The organism is Microbacterium sp. PI-SA-G (assembly GCF_057215335.1).
On the sequence record NZ_CM170103.1, the window covers coordinates 258952 to 275165 of the forward strand.

Below are 16214 nucleotides of genomic sequence, written 5' to 3' on the forward strand. Positions count from 1 at the left end.
CCCGAGCCGACGCCGGATACCTACGCGCTCGGTCTCGCCGACGATACGGTCGAGATATGACTGACGAGGTCTTGACGGGCGGAAATGCGAGCGGCCCGGTGGTTCGGGTAGGCGCGACTGTCCGCAAACCTTGGACGGGGGCCTCGGAGAGTGTGGCCGACTACATGACCGCTCTCCGGCGTCGCGGCATCGACGTTCCGAAGCACCTCGGTTCCGATGAGCACGGTCGGCAGGTCATCGAGTACGTCCCCGGCGTCCTTGCCATCGATGCCGCTCCGCTCACGACAGATCAATTGCGTCGCGTCGGGGCGATGATCCGGGACATTCACGAGGCCAGCGCGCACTACCTCCCGCCGTCACAGGCGAGTTGGCAGACAGCGATCCCCGCGCCGGCCGACGAACTCGTGTGCCACAACGATCTCGCCCCGTGGAATCTCGTCATCGGCGAGCGCTGGTCGTTCATCGACTGGGATGCCAGCGCTCCCAGCACGCGCTTGTGGGATCTCGCGTACGCGGCTCAAGCGTTCACACTTTCTGACGTCTCTCAGCGGCCCGAGTCCGCAGCGGGGAACCTTCGCGCGTTCATCGAGGGCTACGGAGCCGAAGACCCGGTCCGCGCGCTTCTCCCGGAGGCCATGCTCGCGCGCACCACCGCCATGCTGAATCTTCTGACCACGTCCGCCGTGTCGGGTCATGAGCCGTGGGCCACCATGTTCCGCGACGGTCACGGAGAGCACTGGGCGGGCGCTGTGAGGTACGTCGGCGAGCACCAGGAAGTCTGGGTGCGTGCACTGACGGGATGACAGGGGCGTGCCGGGGTGCCTCGTGATCGAGGCGGCCTTCGTCTTATTGGCGATGGACCTGACGAGTTGACCCTCCCTATGTCCGCCAAAAGAGGGATGCGCGGGTCCTTGCGCCTTTTGTAGCGTGGCGCCATGGATATCGCATCGATGATCATGGGCGCTTCGATCGTCTCGATCGGGTGGATTGCCTTCTGGCCGTGGGCGCAGCTGAAGCGGCTGAGGGCCTTGGATGCAGAACTCGCCACTGCTGCTGATCCCGAGGCGACTCCGTAGACCCGGCGTACCGTTCTCCACAGGACGTCTGCCGGTGAGCGATTTCCACCGCCTGTGCTCCCACGGTCGAGGCGCGGCGCGGGGCGCTCCTAACGTTGCGGGATGCCACAGCAAGCCCTGAACCGCCGACCTGCGCCGCACCGGCGCGCCTCACCGTGAAGCGTCAGGATCTGCGGCTGCTGCCGTTGGCGGTCGGAGTCTGGGCGGCTGCTCTGCTGTGCGTGTTCCTGCCGACCGCAGCGGGCTGGGTTCTGGTCGGATGCACAGCCGCCGCGGCCGCGGTGCTCGCGGTCATGGTGGTCCGTCATCGCGCGGCGCGCCACCCGCAGCGCTGGGCCGGGCTCATCGTGCTGCTGCTGGCGTCGATGGCAGCGGCTGCGGTCACGGTGACGCTCGCGCTCCCGGCCCGCGAGGCGGCGGCGGAGTCGTCGGGGCGGATCGTGGAGGTCGCGGCGGCCGTGACCTCGTCGGCGTCCGTCGGCGCTGACGGGCGGCTGTGGTTCGAGGCGCAGACGATCAGCATCGGCATCCGCGGCGATCCGGAACCGGTGTCGGTGCCGGTGCGGCTGGGCGTGGACCCGGGTGAGGGATTCGATCTCGGAGCGACCGTGCGGGTGCTGGGCCAGGCGCAGGCGACCGAAGCGGGGGAGCGTTCCGCCCTGGTGGTGTTCGCGTCGGAGGCGGAGGTGACACACCCGGCCGAGGGTGTGTTCGGGGTCGCGGCTGGCGCACGTCAGGCGTTCATCGACCGGTCGACGACGCTCCCCGAACCCGGAGCGGGCCTGCTCCCCGGGCTCGCCGTCGGCGACACCCGCGCGGTCTCCGACGACCTGAACGCCGACATGCGCTCCACGGGCCTCAGCCACCTCACCGCCGTCTCCGGCGCGAACTGCGCGATCGTCGTGGGGGCTGTGTTCTGGCTCACGTCCTTGTGCGGCGGGGGTCGCGGGATGCGGGTGGCCCTGGCTGCGACGGCACTGGCGGGCTTCGTCGTTCTCGTCACCCCCGAGCCGAGTGTGATCCGGGCTGCCGTCGTGGCGTACGTGGCGATGATCACCGTCCTGCTGGGCAGACCTCGCGCCGGAGCGGCGATGCTCGCACTCTGCGTGGTCGGCATCCTCGTCGCCGATCCGTGGCTCGCGGCGACCCCGGGATTCGCGCTCTCCGTGGCGGCCTCGGCCGCGCTGATCCTGTTGGCGCCACCGCTGACCCGCGGCATGCGGCGATGGATGCCCGGGCCCGTCGCCCTCGCGATCGCGGTCCCTCTCGCCGCTCAACTCGCCTGCGGACCGATCATCGCGCTGTTCGCCGAGCAGCAGTCGCTGATCGGCATCGCAGCGAATCTCCTCGCCGCCCCCGCCGCGCCCATCGCGACGGTGATCGGTCTCCTCGCGTGCCTTGCGGCCCCGGTGCCTGCGCTGGCCGACCTGCTGGCGGCATCCGCCTGGCTGCCCGCGGCCTGGATCGCCACGACGGCCACGACCTCCGCTGACCTCCCTCTCGCCCAGATCCTCCTGCCGGCGGGTATCACCAGCGCTCTGCTCGTGCTCGCCGTGAGTGCGTCGCTCGCGATCATCATCGTTCGCCCGCGCGCGAAGGGTGCCATCATCACCGGCGCCTCGCGAGGCCGCCCGGTGACGCTGCTCCTTCGTCGCCTCAGCGCAGGCGTGCTCATCGTCGTCGTCTGCATCGGGATATCCCGGACTCTGCTCGACGGCCCTCTCGCCACCGCAGGCGTTCCGGACAGCTGGGCGATCGCCGCGTGCGACGTCGGACAGGGCGATGGATTGGTGGTGCGGTCGGAAGGCGCGGTCGCCGTCATCGACACCGGACCCGAGCCCGAACCGATGGCGGCCTGTCTGCGCTCGCTCGGAATCGATCGCATCGACATGCTCGTGCTCACCCACTACGACATGGACCACATCGGCGGACTCGACGCCGTCCGCGGCCATGTCGGCACCGTCCTGCACGGTCCGCCCGGCGACGCCGCCGACCAGCACGTGCTCGACGGACTCGCCGCGGCCGGTGCCACAGTGACCGACGCCTCGGCGGGAATGCACGGAGATCTCGGCGGCAGCTCCTGGCGCGTGCTCTGGCCGCAGCGCGGCTCCTCCGCCTTCGCCTCGGGCAACGACGCGAGCGTCGTCGTCGAGTTCGACGGGGGAGGAGTGCCGCGCTCCCTCTTCCTCGGCGACCTCTCAGCGGCGCCGCAACGCGCGCTGCTGCGCTCCACGCGCTTCACGGGCCGATACGCGGTCGTCAAGGTCGCCCATCATGGGAGCGCGGATCAGGAGCCCGCGCTGTATGAGACGCTGCACCCGACGCTGGCGGTCTTCAGCGCCGGGGCCGGCAACGACTACGGCCACCCTCGTCAGGAGACGCTCGATCTGCTGGCGACGTCGGGCGCGCAGGACTTCCGCACCGACCAGCAGGGACGCATCCTGATCGGCCTCACGAAGGGGGAACTGCAGGTCTGGACAGAGTCGAGCGTCGGTGCCCCCGGGTAGTCTTGACCCATGGCTGCTCCACGTTCCTCGTCCCGTGGCGGAGCCAAGCCCACGAAGGTTCCCCAGGTCTCCTGGCGCGACCCGCGGCCTGCTCCCATCGTGCTCGTCTCCGGCCCCGAAGAGGTCTGCGCCGAACGTGCCATCGCCGGTGTGCGCGACTACCTGCGCGCCGAGGATCCGGCCCTCGAAGTCACCGATGTGCGTGCCGACGACTACGCCCCGGGCACTCTGCTCGCGCTCACGTCGCCGTCGCTCTTCGGCGAGCCGCGTCTCGTGCGCGTCTCGGGGGTCGAGAAGTGCTCCGACGCCTTCATCAGTGAAGCCGTCTCCTACCTCGACCACCCGCAGGACGGCGCGACGGTCATCCTCCGGCACAACGGCGCGAGCGTCCGCGGCAAAAAGCTGCTCGACGCGGTTCGTGCCGGCACGGGCGGCGGCATCGAGATCGCCTGCGTGGCGATCAAACGCGACAGCGACCGTGCCGACTTCGCGGCGGGTGAGTTCCGCACAGCGAAGAAGCGCATCGCTCCCGCTGCCCTGCGCGCCCTCGTCTCAGCATTTGCCGACGATCTGACGGAGCTGGCGGCGGCCTGCCAGCAGCTGATCGGCGACGTCGAGGGCGACATCACTGAAGAGGTCGTCACCAAGTACTACGGCGGCCGCGTCGAGGTCTCAGCCTTCGTGGTCGCCGACACCGCCATCGCCGGCCGCTACGGAGAGGCGCTGATCGCTTTGCGGCACGCGCTGGCCTCGGGCGCAGACCCGGTGCCGATGGTCGCCGCGTTCGCCATGAAGCTTCGCACCATGGCGCGGGTGGCCGGCAACCGCGAACCCAGCCGTCAGCTGGCGCAGCGCCTGGGCATGAAGGACTGGCAGGTCGACCGCGCCCGCCGCGACCTGGCCGGCTGGAACGAGCGCTCGCTCGGGATGGCCGTGCAGGCGACCGCGCGGGCAGACGCCGAGGTGAAGGGCGCCGCGCGCGACCCTATCTTCGCCCTCGAGCGCATGGTCACCGTCATCGCCACTCGGCAACCCTTCGGCGAAGAGCCCCGCTGACGCCTTCCCGGCACTCGCATCCGCAGGCACTCGCCGCGCACACGAAGAAGGCCCGCTCCGAAACGGAGCGGGCCTTTCTCAGAAACTGCGACTCAGAGAGACGCGACGTGCTTGGCGAGAGCCGACTTGCGGTTCGACGCCTGGTTCTTGTGCAGGACACCCTTGCTGACGGCCTTGTCGAGCTTGACGGCTGCCTTCTTGAAGGTCTTCTCCGCAGCGGACTTGTCGCCGGCGGTGACAGCGGCACGCGTCGAGCGGATGAGCGTCTTGAGCTCGCTCTTGACGGCCTTGTTGCGCTCGTTCGCCTTGATGTTGGTCTTGTTGCGCTTGATCTGCGACTTGATGTTTGCCACGTGTGGACGCTTTCTGTACAGGAGTGATGGAAATGCCGGCAGCAGAAGAGGGCTGCTGCTCAGCGATCGTGAGGGAAGAACCCACACGCAAGCCAAGAACCAACTCTACCAGCAGTGCACCGGATCACGCGAAACGGGCGAGGAATCGTCCCTCTTCCGGTCAGTCGCGGATCGCGGCACCGGCCTCCACGGTCGCGATCGCGAGCTGCAGCACGGCGTTGAACGCGTGCGGACGCATCGTCGTCACCAGGTGCGTCGCGCGCGGCACGATGATCAGCTCAGCGTGCGGTGCCAGGCGACAGAACAACTTCTCGTTGGCGCGCAGCTGGTCGTACTGACCGTTCACGAACCACAGCGGCACGTCGATCCGTTCCACGGCGGCGGCGATGTCGAGGCTCGCCAGACTGCGCAGCGCCAGATCCTGCGTGTCGAGTGCGTACCCGCCTGCCGCGAAGTCGCCGCGTGTCTCAAGGGGGATCGTGGCAGCGAGCATCGCGCGTGTGATCCACAGGCCGCGTCCCGGCAGGGCATCGACGGCGCGGAACAGCATGCGGTACGCGGCCAGTCCGGCGCCGCGGGGGAGCGAGGTGCACGCGGTCGCCACCAGCCCCGCGAGGGGCGGCCGATCCGGCGCGCCGGCATACGCGAGTGAGAGCAGCCCGCCCATCGAGTGCCCGACCAGCAGCACCGGCCCCCGCTCGGCTGCTGCCCGAACGGCCTGATCGATCGTGTGCAGCGCGCCCTGGACGGTGAAGTCCTCGTCCATGCGGGTGCCGTGGCCGGGCAGGTCCAGCGCCGTGCACGCGTAGCCGTTTTCGCGCAGGTACTCGACCTGGGAGCGGAACATCGTGGCAGACGTGCGGATGCCGTGCACGAGGACGATCTGCGCGCTCATGGCTTCAGCATAAAAGAGCGGGGCCGGTGGATGAACCACCGACCCCGCTCAGATGTGACGGAAGTGCTTACTTCTCCCAGCCCACGTTCTCCACCGGCGAGACGCCGAAGAGGTCGAGGCCCACGTAGGGCTCGGGGGTGAGGTTGGCGAGACCTTCCTTGACCGTGTAGATCGAGGGGCCGTTGTAGAGCGGGATGACGCCCCACGTCTCGGCGATGATCTCGGGCTCGAGCTTCATCGTCGCTGCGGTCCAGTCCTCAGCCGTCGTCTGCGACTCGACCTGGTCCTTGATCTTCTCGTCGATCTCGGGAGTGCCGGTGCCGGAGAGGTTCAGGCTGCTGTCGCTGCAGTACAGCTGGCAGAAGTACAGCGGGCCGAACGGGTCGGAATCGGTGAAGCGCAGCGAGAACGCATCCCAGTTCTTCGTGCTGAAGTCGGTCGAGAAGTCCGCGGGTGCGCGCTTCTCGATCTGCAGGTCGACGCCGATGGCCTTCTGCTGCTGCTGAAGGGCCTTCGCGAGGGCCTCGATCGTGGGGTCGTCGCTGTGCACGGGGTAGACGATCGAGAGCTTCTCGCCGTCCTTCTCGCGGATGCCGTCTTCGCCTTCGGTCCAGCCGGCATCGTCGAGCAGCTTCTTCGCACCGTCCACGTCGAACTTCAGGCCGGCCTCGGCGAACGAGTCCGCGTAGCCTTCCTGGAAGTCGTACATGTTGAGCGACCCTGCGGCGGCCTCTTCGTAGCCGAGACCGTTCCAGGCGATCTGCTTCTGCTGATCGATGTCGATCGCCATGAAGAACGCCTCACGCACCGCGATGTCCTGCAGCGCCGGCTTCTCGGCGTCGAGGATCACGATGGTCTTGGCGGTCTGCTGCGAGCGGTAGGTGACGACGTCTTCCATGTCGGCGACCTGCGCGAGGCGGTCCTTGGTGTTGGTGCCGACCATGTCGATCTCGCCGTTCTTGAACGCGTTGATCGAGGCGGCGGCATCGAGGCCCGTGAAGGTGACCTTGTCGAGCAGCGGCTTGTCGCCCCACCAGTTCTCGTTCGGCTCGAACGTGACCGACTGGCCGTTCAGGTCGAATTCGGTGAGCTTGTACGGTCCGGCGCCCCATTCAGGGTGCGCGTTCTCGATGTAGGCCGTGTTGAAGACCTCCGGCGAATTGACCGCGGGGTTCAGGATTCCGGTCAGGAACGGCATGCTCGGCCAGGCGAACTCGCCCTTGAAGGTGACGATGACGTCCTTGTCGGTCTCGCCCTTCGTCACCGACTCGATCTCCTTGTAGCCGTCCGTCGCGCTGGCCTCATAGGCCTCGTCCTCGCCGCTGTTGGCCTTCCAGGTGGTCTCGAACGCGGTGTAGTCGATCGGAGTGCCGTCGTTCCAGACCGCCTTCTCGTTGACCTTCATCGTGATGACGGACTTGCCGTCCTCGGTGGTGATGTCCCACTCGTCGAGGTAGGCGGGGTTCGCAGTGACGTTGCCCTCCGGATCCATCAGGAACACCTGCGGGTTGTACCAGTGGGCAAGACGCGTCGTATCGGCGCTGGCGTTCCCGTTGAACGGGTTCATCTGCGGCGTGACCTCGTTGATGCCGAAGTGAACCTCGCCACCCTCCTGCAGGTTCTCGCGGGGCTGCGGGTTGTAATCCGCAGACTTGGTCTCCTGGGGCTCGTTGCCGCCATCGGTTCCGCTGTTTCCATTGCCGCCCGCCGCACAACCGCTGATAACGAGTGCGAGGGCGCCGCTGAGAGCGATGACGCTCGTCAGCTTCGTGGTGCCTTTCATGGTGCTCCTTTCGCCTTTCGGCGTGTTCATATGGGGAGATTAGTTCGCTTGAGCGCGAAAGGCGCGAGGTGCGAGTGAATAGGGGCTAACCGTTATATATCGGTGACCGGGGCGCTCAGGACGCGAGAGGTCGAGTCGTCATCGTGTCGGCGTCGAACACCACGCGCTGACGCGTGCGCTCGATGTCGGGGTCAGGGACGGGGATCGCAGAGAGCAGCGCCTGGGTGTACGGATGCTGCGGGGAGTCGAAGACGTCGTCGACGTCGCCGTGCTCCACGAACTCGCCAAGGTACATCACGGCGACACGGTCGGCGATGTGGCGGACCACAGACAGGTCGTGCGCGACGAAGAGGTACGACAGGCCGAGCTTGACCTTCAGCTCGTCGAGCAGGTTGATGATGCCGGCCTGGATCGAGACGTCGAGGGCCGACACGGGCTCGTCGAGGACGACGATCTTCGGATTCGTCGACAGTGCACGGGCGATGCCGATGCGCTGGCGCTGGCCTCCGGAGAACGCGCTGGGGAAGCGGTCGAGATGGGCGGGGTTGAGCCCGACGAGATCCATCAGCTCCTGCACGCGACGGTGGGAGTCGGCCCGTGACACGCCGATCGCGACCATCGGTTCCGCGATGATGTCGGCGACGGTCATACGCGGGTCGAGTGCCGCCATCGGGTCCTGGAAGACGATCTGGATGTCGCGGCGCAGAGCACGCTCCTGACGGCCGCTGGTGATGTCACCGACGCGGGTGCCGGCGATGACGATGTCGCCGTCCTCCTGCTTCTCGAAGTCCATGATCTGCAGCAGTGTGGTCGTCTTGCCGGAGCCGGACTCGCCCACGATCGCCATCGTCTCGCCCTCGCGCACGTCGAAGCTGATGCCCTTGACGGCGTGCACCTCGCCGACCTTGCGCTTGAAGACCGCGCCCTTCATCAGCGGGAAGGTCTTGTTCATGTTGCGGACCTCGAGCGTGATCGCACGCTGCTCGCGCGGCGTACGGGTGAGGTCGCTCTCGGGCACCGGGGGAACGGGGTAGACCGGCAGCCCGCCGATGAGCCCGCCGTCCTCGATCTCATGCGACCGGATGCAGGCGGCGGTATGCGAGGTCGAGGTGCCTGTCGCCACCGGCAGCAGCTCGGGCTCACGGGTGAGGCACGCGTCCATCACGATCGGGCAGCGGTCGGCGAACGGGCACGCGTCCGGCAGGCCGATGAGAAGCGGCGGGTTTCCCTTGATCGGGATGAGCGGCTGCTTCTCGGCCTTGTCCACGCGCGGGATCGCGCCGAGCAGACCGATCGAGTACGGCATCCGCGTCCGGTGGAAGAGCTCGCGCGACTCGGCGTGCTCGACCGGCTTTCCGGCGTACATCACGATGACGTCGTCGGCCGTGCGGGCGACCACGCCCAAGTCGTGCGTGATCATGATCACGGCCGCGCCGGTCTCGGACTGCGCCTTCTCGATGAGGTCGAGGATCTGCGCCTGGATCGTCACGTCGAGTGCGGTGGTGGGCTCATCGCAGATGATCAGCTTCGGGTTGTTCGCCATCGCGATGGCGATCACCACGCGCTGTCGCATGCCCCCCGAAAACTCGTGCGGGAAGGACTTCATCCGCTTCTCCGGCTCGGGGATCCCGACCAGTCCGAGGAGCTCGACCGACCGCTCCCAGGACTCCCGCTTCGAGAGCTTCCGGTGCACGGTGAGCGCCTCGACGAGCTGGTCGCCGATGGTGAACACGGGCGTCAAGGAGGTCAGCGGATCCTGGAAGACCATCGTCATGCCGTTGCCGCGGATCATCGACATCTGCTTGTCGGTCTTTCCGAGCAGTTCCTGCCCGTCGAAGACGATCGATCCGGTGACCTTCGCATTGTCGTCGAGCAGGCCCATGATGGCCAGCGAGGTCACGGACTTTCCGGAGCCCGACTCACCCACGATGCCGAGCGTCTTTCCCGCCTCGAGATCGAACGAGACGCCGCGCACGGCGTCGACTCGACCCGCCTCAGACGGGAAGCTGACATGGAGGTCACGGACGGAGAGGACTGTGGTGGCTGGATTGCTCATGCGCGGCCTCCTGCCGCCGAGGTGGGATCGAGGGCATCGCGCAGACCGTCGGCCACGAGGGCCATCGAGACGGTGAGCAGCGTGAGGGCGGCCGCAGGGAAGTAGAAGACCCACGGCGCGCTGGTGATGGTGTTGGCGCCGCTGCCGATCAGCGAACCCAGGGAGACGTCCGGGATCTTCACCCCGAAGCCGATGAACGACAGCCCCGTCTCGGTGATGACGGCAGCCACCACACCCAGGGTGAAGTTGATGACAAGCAGGGAGCCGATGTTCGGCAGCAGGTGCCGCATGACGATCTTCATGCCCCGCACGCCCATGTAGCGCGCCGCGTGCACGTACTCCCGCTCTCGCAGCGACAGCGCCATGGTCCAGATCACGCGCGCCTGGAAGAACCAGCCCACGAAGATGAGCGCGAGCGCGATGACCCGCCAGTCGCCACCCGCGCTGTTCGACACGAGAGCGAGGATCAGGAACGTCGGGATCACCATCAGGAAGTGGATGACCAGGAGCGTCCCGCGCTCAAGGCGGCCGCCGAAATAGGCGGCGGCGGTGCCGACGATCGCCGAGATCGCCGTGGTACCGACCGAGACCGTGACCGCGATCATGAGCGAGCGCTGCAGACCGATCGAGACCTGGGCGAACAGGTCGTTGCCCGCAGGTGTGGTCCCGAACCAATGCTCAGCCGAAGGCCCGGTGCCGAGGTTCAGGAAGTCGAGATAGATGTGGTCGTACTTCGCCACCATCGGGCCGATGATCGAGAACAGCACGAGAGCGATGAAGACGAAGACGCCGAAGACCGCGGGGCGGTTGCGCATGAACCGCCGGTAGTAGAGCGAGAACACCGACATGCGCTTGCGCTGAGCGATGAGAGGTGCAGCCGTCGCAGCCTGAGGGTGGATCGTGGGGTCGATCATTTCGGTGCTCATGTCAGCTCACTCTCACTCGAGGATCGAGGACCACGACGGCGATGTCCGCCAGGATCGCGCCGATGGCGGTCAGGACGGCACCGAAAGCCGCGATCGCCACCACGCCGTGCACGTCGTTCTTGCCGATCGTGTCGACGAAGTATTTGCCCATGCCGTTCCAGCCGAAGATCGTCTCGGTGAGGATGGCCCCGGTGAAGACCGTCGGGATCGTGAACGCCAGCTGTGTGGCGACCGGGATGAGCGATGGGCGCAGCGCGTGCTTGCGGATCGCCTGCTGCTTGGTGAGGCCCTTGGCCCGCGCCGTGCGGACGTAGTCGGCCTTGATGTTGTCGAGGAGGAGCGACCGCTGCAGCAGGTGGTAGCTGGCGTAGCCGGTGAGCACGAGTGCGATCGTCGGCAGCGTCAGGTGCTGGAACTTGTCGACGATGTAGGGGAGGAAGCCGTCGACGTCTTTGCCGCCGGCTCCGGTGACGTAGAAGACACGCACGCCGACCAGTTCGTTGAACGAGATCGCGAGCAGGACGATGCCGAGTGCCGCCACCACGATCGGGATGTTCATCGTGATGATCGATGTGGCCTGTCCGATGCGGTCACCGAGCTTGTACTGACGCGATGCCGTGTAGACGCCGAGGCCGATGCCGAGCACGGCGCCGAGGATCGTCGCACCGATCACGAGTTCCCCGGAGATCAGCGCGCGGTAGGCGATCTGGGCGTTCACCGACTGGCCGACGGGGCTCTGTCCCCAATCCCAGTGGAAGAGGATGTTGCTGAACCAGACCCACCAGCGCTCGAGCAGCGGAACCGTGTCACTGAGATTGAGCGGTTCGAGCATCCGTGTGATCTCGTCCGTCGACAGCGGAGGACGACGCCCGACGTAGTTGCTCCGAGGATCGAGGAACGACCAGGCCAGGAAGTACGTCACGTTCGTGGCGACCACGATCATGAGCAGCCAGCCCAGCGTGCGACGCAGCAGATATTTGATCAAGGTGGGTCGTCTCTCTCCTCATCAGAACCGTGTCGGGATCGCCGGTGCGGCTCTGAGTCGTACGTGCTTCACGCGTCGCATGCGCTTCGTCGCGCATTTCGGTATCTCGATATTCTGCTCTGCCAGAAAAATGTTACTCGGTCGGTCCGGGGGTGGGACTGAGTCTCGTACGGGCCTTCTGGACCTCGGCGACATTACCACCAGGTATGGGGGAATCTTCATTAGCCTCGCCTCACCGTAGAATCGACGGGACATGTCACCACGCTCCCTCACTCCGCTTCAGCCTGCCGCCACGCCCGCGAAGCAGATCCGCAACTTCTGCATCATCGCCCACATCGATCACGGCAAGTCGACCCTCGCCGACCGCATGCTGCAGATCACCGGCGTCGTCTCCGACCGCGACATGCGCGCCCAGTACCTCGACCGCATGGACATCGAGCGTGAGCGCGGCATCACGATCAAGAGCCAGGCGGTGCGGATGCCGTGGGAGATCGAGGGCGAGACCTTCGCGCTCAACATGATCGACACCCCCGGTCACGTCGACTTCACCTACGAGGTGTCCCGCTCGCTCGCCGCGTGCGAGGGCGCCATCCTGCTGGTCGACGCCGCGCAGGGCATCGAGGCGCAGACGCTCGCGAACCTCTATCTCGCGCTCGAGAACGATCTGCACATCATCCCCGTGCTGAACAAGATCGACCTCCCCGCTGCCGATCCCGACAAGTACGCCAAGGAGCTGGCATCCCTCATCGGGGGCAAGCCCGAAGACGTGCTGCGCGTCTCCGGCAAGACCGGCGTCGGCGTGGAGGAGCTGCTCGACCGTCTGGTCAAAGAGATCCCGGCACCGGTGGGCGACGCGGATGCTCCGGCGCGCGCGATGATCTTCGACTCGGTCTACGACGCATACCGCGGCGTCATCACCTACGTGCGCATGATCGACGGCAGCTTCTCGCCGCGCGAGCGCATCCAGATGATGTCGACGGGCGCGAACCACGAGGCGCTCGAAGTCGGCGTCTCGAGCCCCGAACCCGTCCCCTCGAAGGGCCTGGGCGTCGGCGAGGTCGGCTACCTCATCACGGGCGTGAAGGACGTGCGTCTCTCGAAGGTCGGCGACACCGTCACCACCGCGCGTCGGCCCTCAGACAAGCCGCTTCCGGGGTACACCGACCCGAAGCCCATGGTCTTCTCGGGCATCTATCCGATCGACGGCAGCGACTACGCGGAGCTCCGTGAAGCACTCGACAAGCTCAAACTCTCGGACGCCTCGCTCGCGTACGAGCCGGAGACGTCCGTGGCGCTCGGCTTCGGCTTCCGCTGCGGCTTCCTCGGTCTGCTGCACCTCGAGATCATCACCGAGCGACTCGAACGCGAGTTCGGTCTCGACCTGATCACCACCGCGCCGAGCGTGATCTACGAGGTCCTCACCAGCGACACCGGCGAGACCGTCACGGTCACCAACCCCAGCGAGTACCCCGACGGCCGCATCGGCTCGGTGTCGGAGCCGATGGTGAAGACGGCGATCCTGCTCCCCAAGGACTACGTGGGCACGGTCATGGAGCTCTGCCAGACCCGACGCGGCACGCTGCTGGGCATGGAGTACTTCTCGGAGGAACGCGTCGAGCTGCGCTACAACATGCCGCTCGGCGAGATCGTCTTCGACTTCTTCGATCAGCTCAAGTCCAAGACGCAGGGCTACGCCTCGCTCGACTACGAGCCCGCCGGCCAGCAGGAGGCGGACCTCGTGAAGGTCGACATCCTTCTGCAGGGCGAGAAGGTCGACGCGTTCAGCTCGATCGTGCACCGGGAGAAGGCGTACGCCTACGGCACGATGATGGCCGAGCGTCTGCGCAAGCTCATTCCGCGCCAGCAGTTCGAGGTGCCGATCCAGGCCGCCATCGGCGCGCGGATCATCGCTCGCGAAACCATCCGCGCCATCCGCAAGGACGTGCTCGCCAAGTGCTACGGCGGTGACATCACCCGTAAGCGCAAGCTGCTCGAGAAGCAGAAAGAGGGCAAGAAGCGCATGAAGATGGTCGGTCGAGTCGAGGTCCCGCAGGAGGCGTTCATCGCTGCACTGTCGGGTGACGTCGACGGCAAGGACAAGAAGTAGCGATGTCCCACCCGGCGTATGAGCGGGGGATGACGCGTCATCCTCTTTCTCATGTGCCGGCGGGGCTGCGCGGTGCCGAGACATCGATCCCGGTGCCACCGGCTGCGCGCGACGCGGTCGCTTCGCTCGTGAGCTCCTGGGAGTTCAAACGCCGCGCGGGATTCGAGACGCCTACCGACGCGCCCACTCCCGACGCGGAAGGAGTGCTGGCGACGCGTCTGCTCGGCATCCGGTTCGCCGAGCCGGTCCGCGTCGTGTGGGCCGACGGGTCGGGCTTCGGGTACGAGACCCGACCGGGGCATCCGCTCTACGGCGAAGAATCCTTCGTGCTCGATGACCGCGGCGTGTTCACCGCCCGGTCCGTCTCCCGCCCGGCCGGCTGGTTCTGGCGCCTGGGTACGCCGGCATTGCGGATGCTGCAGCGATCGGTGTTCCGTCGGTACATCCGCATCGTCCGGGCCGAGATCGCCGCCGTCCGCTGATCTGCGTGCACATCTCCCTGCATGTCGCACGCCGGGCGGTGTTCACTCAGGGAACCCCCGGGTAGGCTGGAACTCATGCGGCGCGGGACTTTCCGAGACGACACGGTGAATTATGCGGCCGTGGGTGCGACCCATGCCCCCGACCTGATGCAGTACCCGCCGGAGCGCAGCATCCCGGCCGAGGACTCCTGGCGGATCGGCAGTGGGCTCGAGCGTTTTCAGACGGCGGGCGAGGCTCTGCTCTCGTGGACGGCGCAGCGCGCCGCCGGGCTCAGCATCGAAGACGTGCGTCCGGCCCCCGGACCGGCCTACGCCGGCGTCAGCTTCGACGCCGAGGGCAACCCGATCGCGCCGAGCAAGCACGACGTCGAGCCGCGCTACGACGCGGAGGGGACCCCGTTCGTCGGACCCGGCATGACGCTGCACCTGCGCGGACGCGTCGGCGGCATGCGCGCCGACGCCGAACTGCGCGTGATCTCGGTCACGGAGGAGACGCGCCGCATCGGCTTCGTGCTGGGCACCGTCAGCGGCTCGGTCGTCACCGGTGAGGAGTCTTTCGACATCGACTGGCGCGAGGACAACGACGAGGTCTGGTTCACCGTCCGCGCCTTCGACGCTCCGAACTCGGTGCTGTACCGTGCGATCCCTCCGCTGGTGAAGCGTCGGCGGCGTGAGCTCTTCGCGCGGTACCTCCGCGCCATCTCTCCGTTGTACGCGACCCCCGTCTGATGGCGGGACCGCTCCCTCTCGGCGATCCGGCCCCCACTGACGGCCGCCTTCCCGGCGATCTGCCGATCGACACGGCCGTGCCCTTCTCGGCATACCTGCACATCCCGTTCTGCCGCGTCCGCTGCGGCTACTGCGACTTCAACACGTACACCTCGAGTGAACTGCGCGGTGCGAAGCAGGAGGACTACGCCTCCACCCTGCTCGACGAGATCTCGCTCGCGAAGCGGGTGCTCGGCGATGCCGGAGCGCTGCGCCCGATGGACACGGTCTTCTTCGGCGGCGGGACGCCGACCCTGTTGCCCGCCGGGGATCTGGCGCGGATGCTCGATGCCGCCGTCTCGGCGTTCGGACTCGCCGACGGGGCCGAGGTCACCGTCGAGGCGAACCCCGACACGGTGACGCCGGAGGTCGCGCGCATTCTGGCGGATGCCGGTGTGACGCGTCTCTCGGTGGGCATGCAGTCGGCGGTGCCTCACGTGCTCGCGGCGTTGGATCGCACGCACCAGCCCGAGAACGTGCTGACGGCCGTCGCGGCGGCGAAGGACGCCGGTCTCGCCGTCAGCGTCGACCTGATCTACGGCGCTCCGGGGGAGTCGCTGTCGGACTGGGAGGCGTCGCTCGACGCCGCATTGGCGCTGGAGTCCGATCACATCTCGGCCTACGCCCTGATCATCGAGGACGGCACGAAACTCGCCCGTCAGATCCGCCGCGGCGAGGTGCCGACGCCCGACGACGACCTGCAGGCCGACATGTACGAGCTCGCCGACGCGCGCCTGGGCGCCGCCGGATTCGAGTGGTACGAGGTCAGCAACTGGGCGCGTCCGTCGACGGCCGCGAGAACGGACGGCACCGGACGTGCGGACAACCGCTCCCGGCACAACCTGGCCTACTGGCGGGGGAGTGACTGGTGGGGCTTCGGTCCCGGGGCACACAGCCACGTCGCCGGTCTCCGCTGGTGGAACGTGAAGCATCCTGCCGCGTACGCCCAGCGTCTCGCGGCATCCGAATCACCGGCGGCGGGAACCGAGCGCCCGGATCCGCGGGCGCGCATGCTCGAGCAGGTGCTCCTGCTCAGCCGTCTCGCGGAGGGTATCGCCGTCGCCGATCTGCCGGCCGGAAACCGCGCGCGAGTGGCCGGTCTGATCGCCGACGGGCTGGTCGACCCGGTCTCCGCGATCCGCGGCCGCGTGACGCTGACGCTGCGCGGCCGTCTGCTCGCCGACGCCGTGGTGCGAGAGCTGACCGACTGACGTCGCCCC

General features: G+C 67.3%; 14 protein-coding genes. 8 read left to right on the forward strand and 6 right to left on the reverse strand.

The genetic code is table 11. The features are described 5' to 3' along the window. Nucleotides 1-164: 164 nt before the first annotated feature. The 4 genes from AC2D10_RS01345 to holA all read left to right on the forward strand — a co-directional run bounded on the left by AC2D10_RS01345 (nt 165) and on the right by holA (nt 4639). Nucleotides 165-803, forward strand: coding sequence for a phosphotransferase (locus tag AC2D10_RS01345; RefSeq protein ID WP_484709988.1), 639 nt, complete (start codon nt 165-167; stop codon nt 801-803). Nucleotides 804-935: 132 nt separating this feature from the next. Then, the gene (locus tag AC2D10_RS01350; RefSeq protein WP_484709989.1) at nt 936-1076 is read left to right on the forward strand and encodes a hypothetical protein; all 141 of its coding nucleotides are present in this window, start codon (nt 936-938) and stop codon (nt 1074-1076) included. A 155-nt stretch (nt 1077-1231) separates the two neighbouring features. Next, nucleotides 1232-3583: a ComEC/Rec2 family competence protein gene (locus tag AC2D10_RS01355; RefSeq protein WP_484709990.1), complete on the forward strand. Its 2352-nt coding sequence runs from the start codon at nt 1232-1234 to the stop codon at nt 3581-3583. A gap of 9 nt (nt 3584-3592) precedes the next feature. Next, nucleotides 3593-4639, forward strand: a complete 1047-nt coding sequence (gene holA / locus AC2D10_RS01360; protein WP_484709991.1) for a DNA polymerase III subunit delta — start codon at nt 3593-3595, stop codon at nt 4637-4639. A gap of 92 nt (nt 4640-4731) precedes the next feature. Here the strand turns inward: holA and rpsT are convergent, their stop codons facing one another. The 6 genes from rpsT to AC2D10_RS01390 all read right to left on the reverse strand — a co-directional run bounded on the left by rpsT (nt 4732) and on the right by AC2D10_RS01390 (nt 11637). After that, nucleotides 4732-4992, reverse strand: a complete 261-nt coding sequence (rpsT, locus tag AC2D10_RS01365) for a 30S ribosomal protein S20 (RefSeq protein ID WP_484709992.1) — start codon at nt 4990-4992, stop codon at nt 4732-4734. A 160-nt stretch (nt 4993-5152) separates the two neighbouring features. Next, a complete protein-coding gene (locus tag AC2D10_RS01370) occupies nt 5153-5887 on the reverse strand; it encodes an alpha/beta fold hydrolase (RefSeq protein WP_484709993.1) in 735 nt (244 codons plus the stop codon). A 67-nt stretch (nt 5888-5954) separates the two neighbouring features. Continuing rightward, nucleotides 5955-7670, reverse strand: a complete 1716-nt coding sequence (locus AC2D10_RS01375; RefSeq protein WP_484709994.1) for an ABC transporter family substrate-binding protein — start codon at nt 7668-7670, stop codon at nt 5955-5957. Nucleotides 7671-7785: 115 nt separating this feature from the next. After that, complete coding sequence (locus AC2D10_RS01380; protein WP_484709995.1) at nt 7786-9726, reverse strand: ABC transporter ATP-binding protein; 1941 nt, start codon at nt 9724-9726, stop codon at nt 7786-7788. After that, nucleotides 9723-10652, reverse strand: a complete 930-nt coding sequence (locus tag AC2D10_RS01385) for an ABC transporter permease (RefSeq protein ID WP_484709996.1) — start codon at nt 10650-10652, stop codon at nt 9723-9725. The genes AC2D10_RS01380 and AC2D10_RS01385 overlap by 4 nt, the downstream gene beginning before the upstream one ends. 1 nt (nt 10653) lies before the next feature. Continuing rightward, a complete protein-coding gene (locus AC2D10_RS01390) occupies nt 10654-11637 on the reverse strand; it encodes an ABC transporter permease (RefSeq protein WP_484709997.1) in 984 nt (327 codons plus the stop codon). A 253-nt stretch (nt 11638-11890) separates the two neighbouring features. Between AC2D10_RS01390 and lepA the strand changes: the two genes are divergently transcribed. From lepA to hemW, 4 genes are all read left to right on the forward strand, one after another. Further along, on the forward strand, nt 11891-13744 hold the full coding sequence (gene lepA, locus AC2D10_RS01395) for a translation elongation factor 4 (protein ID WP_484709998.1): 1854 nt from the start codon (nt 11891-11893) through the stop codon (nt 13742-13744). A 29-nt stretch (nt 13745-13773) separates the two neighbouring features. Then, a complete protein-coding gene (locus tag AC2D10_RS01400; protein WP_484709999.1) occupies nt 13774-14226 on the forward strand; it encodes a DUF1990 family protein in 453 nt (150 codons plus the stop codon). A gap of 75 nt (nt 14227-14301) precedes the next feature. Then, nucleotides 14302-14955, forward strand: a complete 654-nt coding sequence (locus AC2D10_RS01405; protein WP_484710000.1) for a DUF1990 domain-containing protein — start codon at nt 14302-14304, stop codon at nt 14953-14955. Then, nucleotides 14955-16205, forward strand: a complete 1251-nt coding sequence (gene hemW, locus AC2D10_RS01410; RefSeq protein ID WP_484710001.1) for a radical SAM family heme chaperone HemW — start codon at nt 14955-14957, stop codon at nt 16203-16205. Before AC2D10_RS01405 ends, hemW begins: the two co-directional genes overlap by 1 nt. Nucleotides 16206-16214 lie beyond the last annotated feature (9 nt).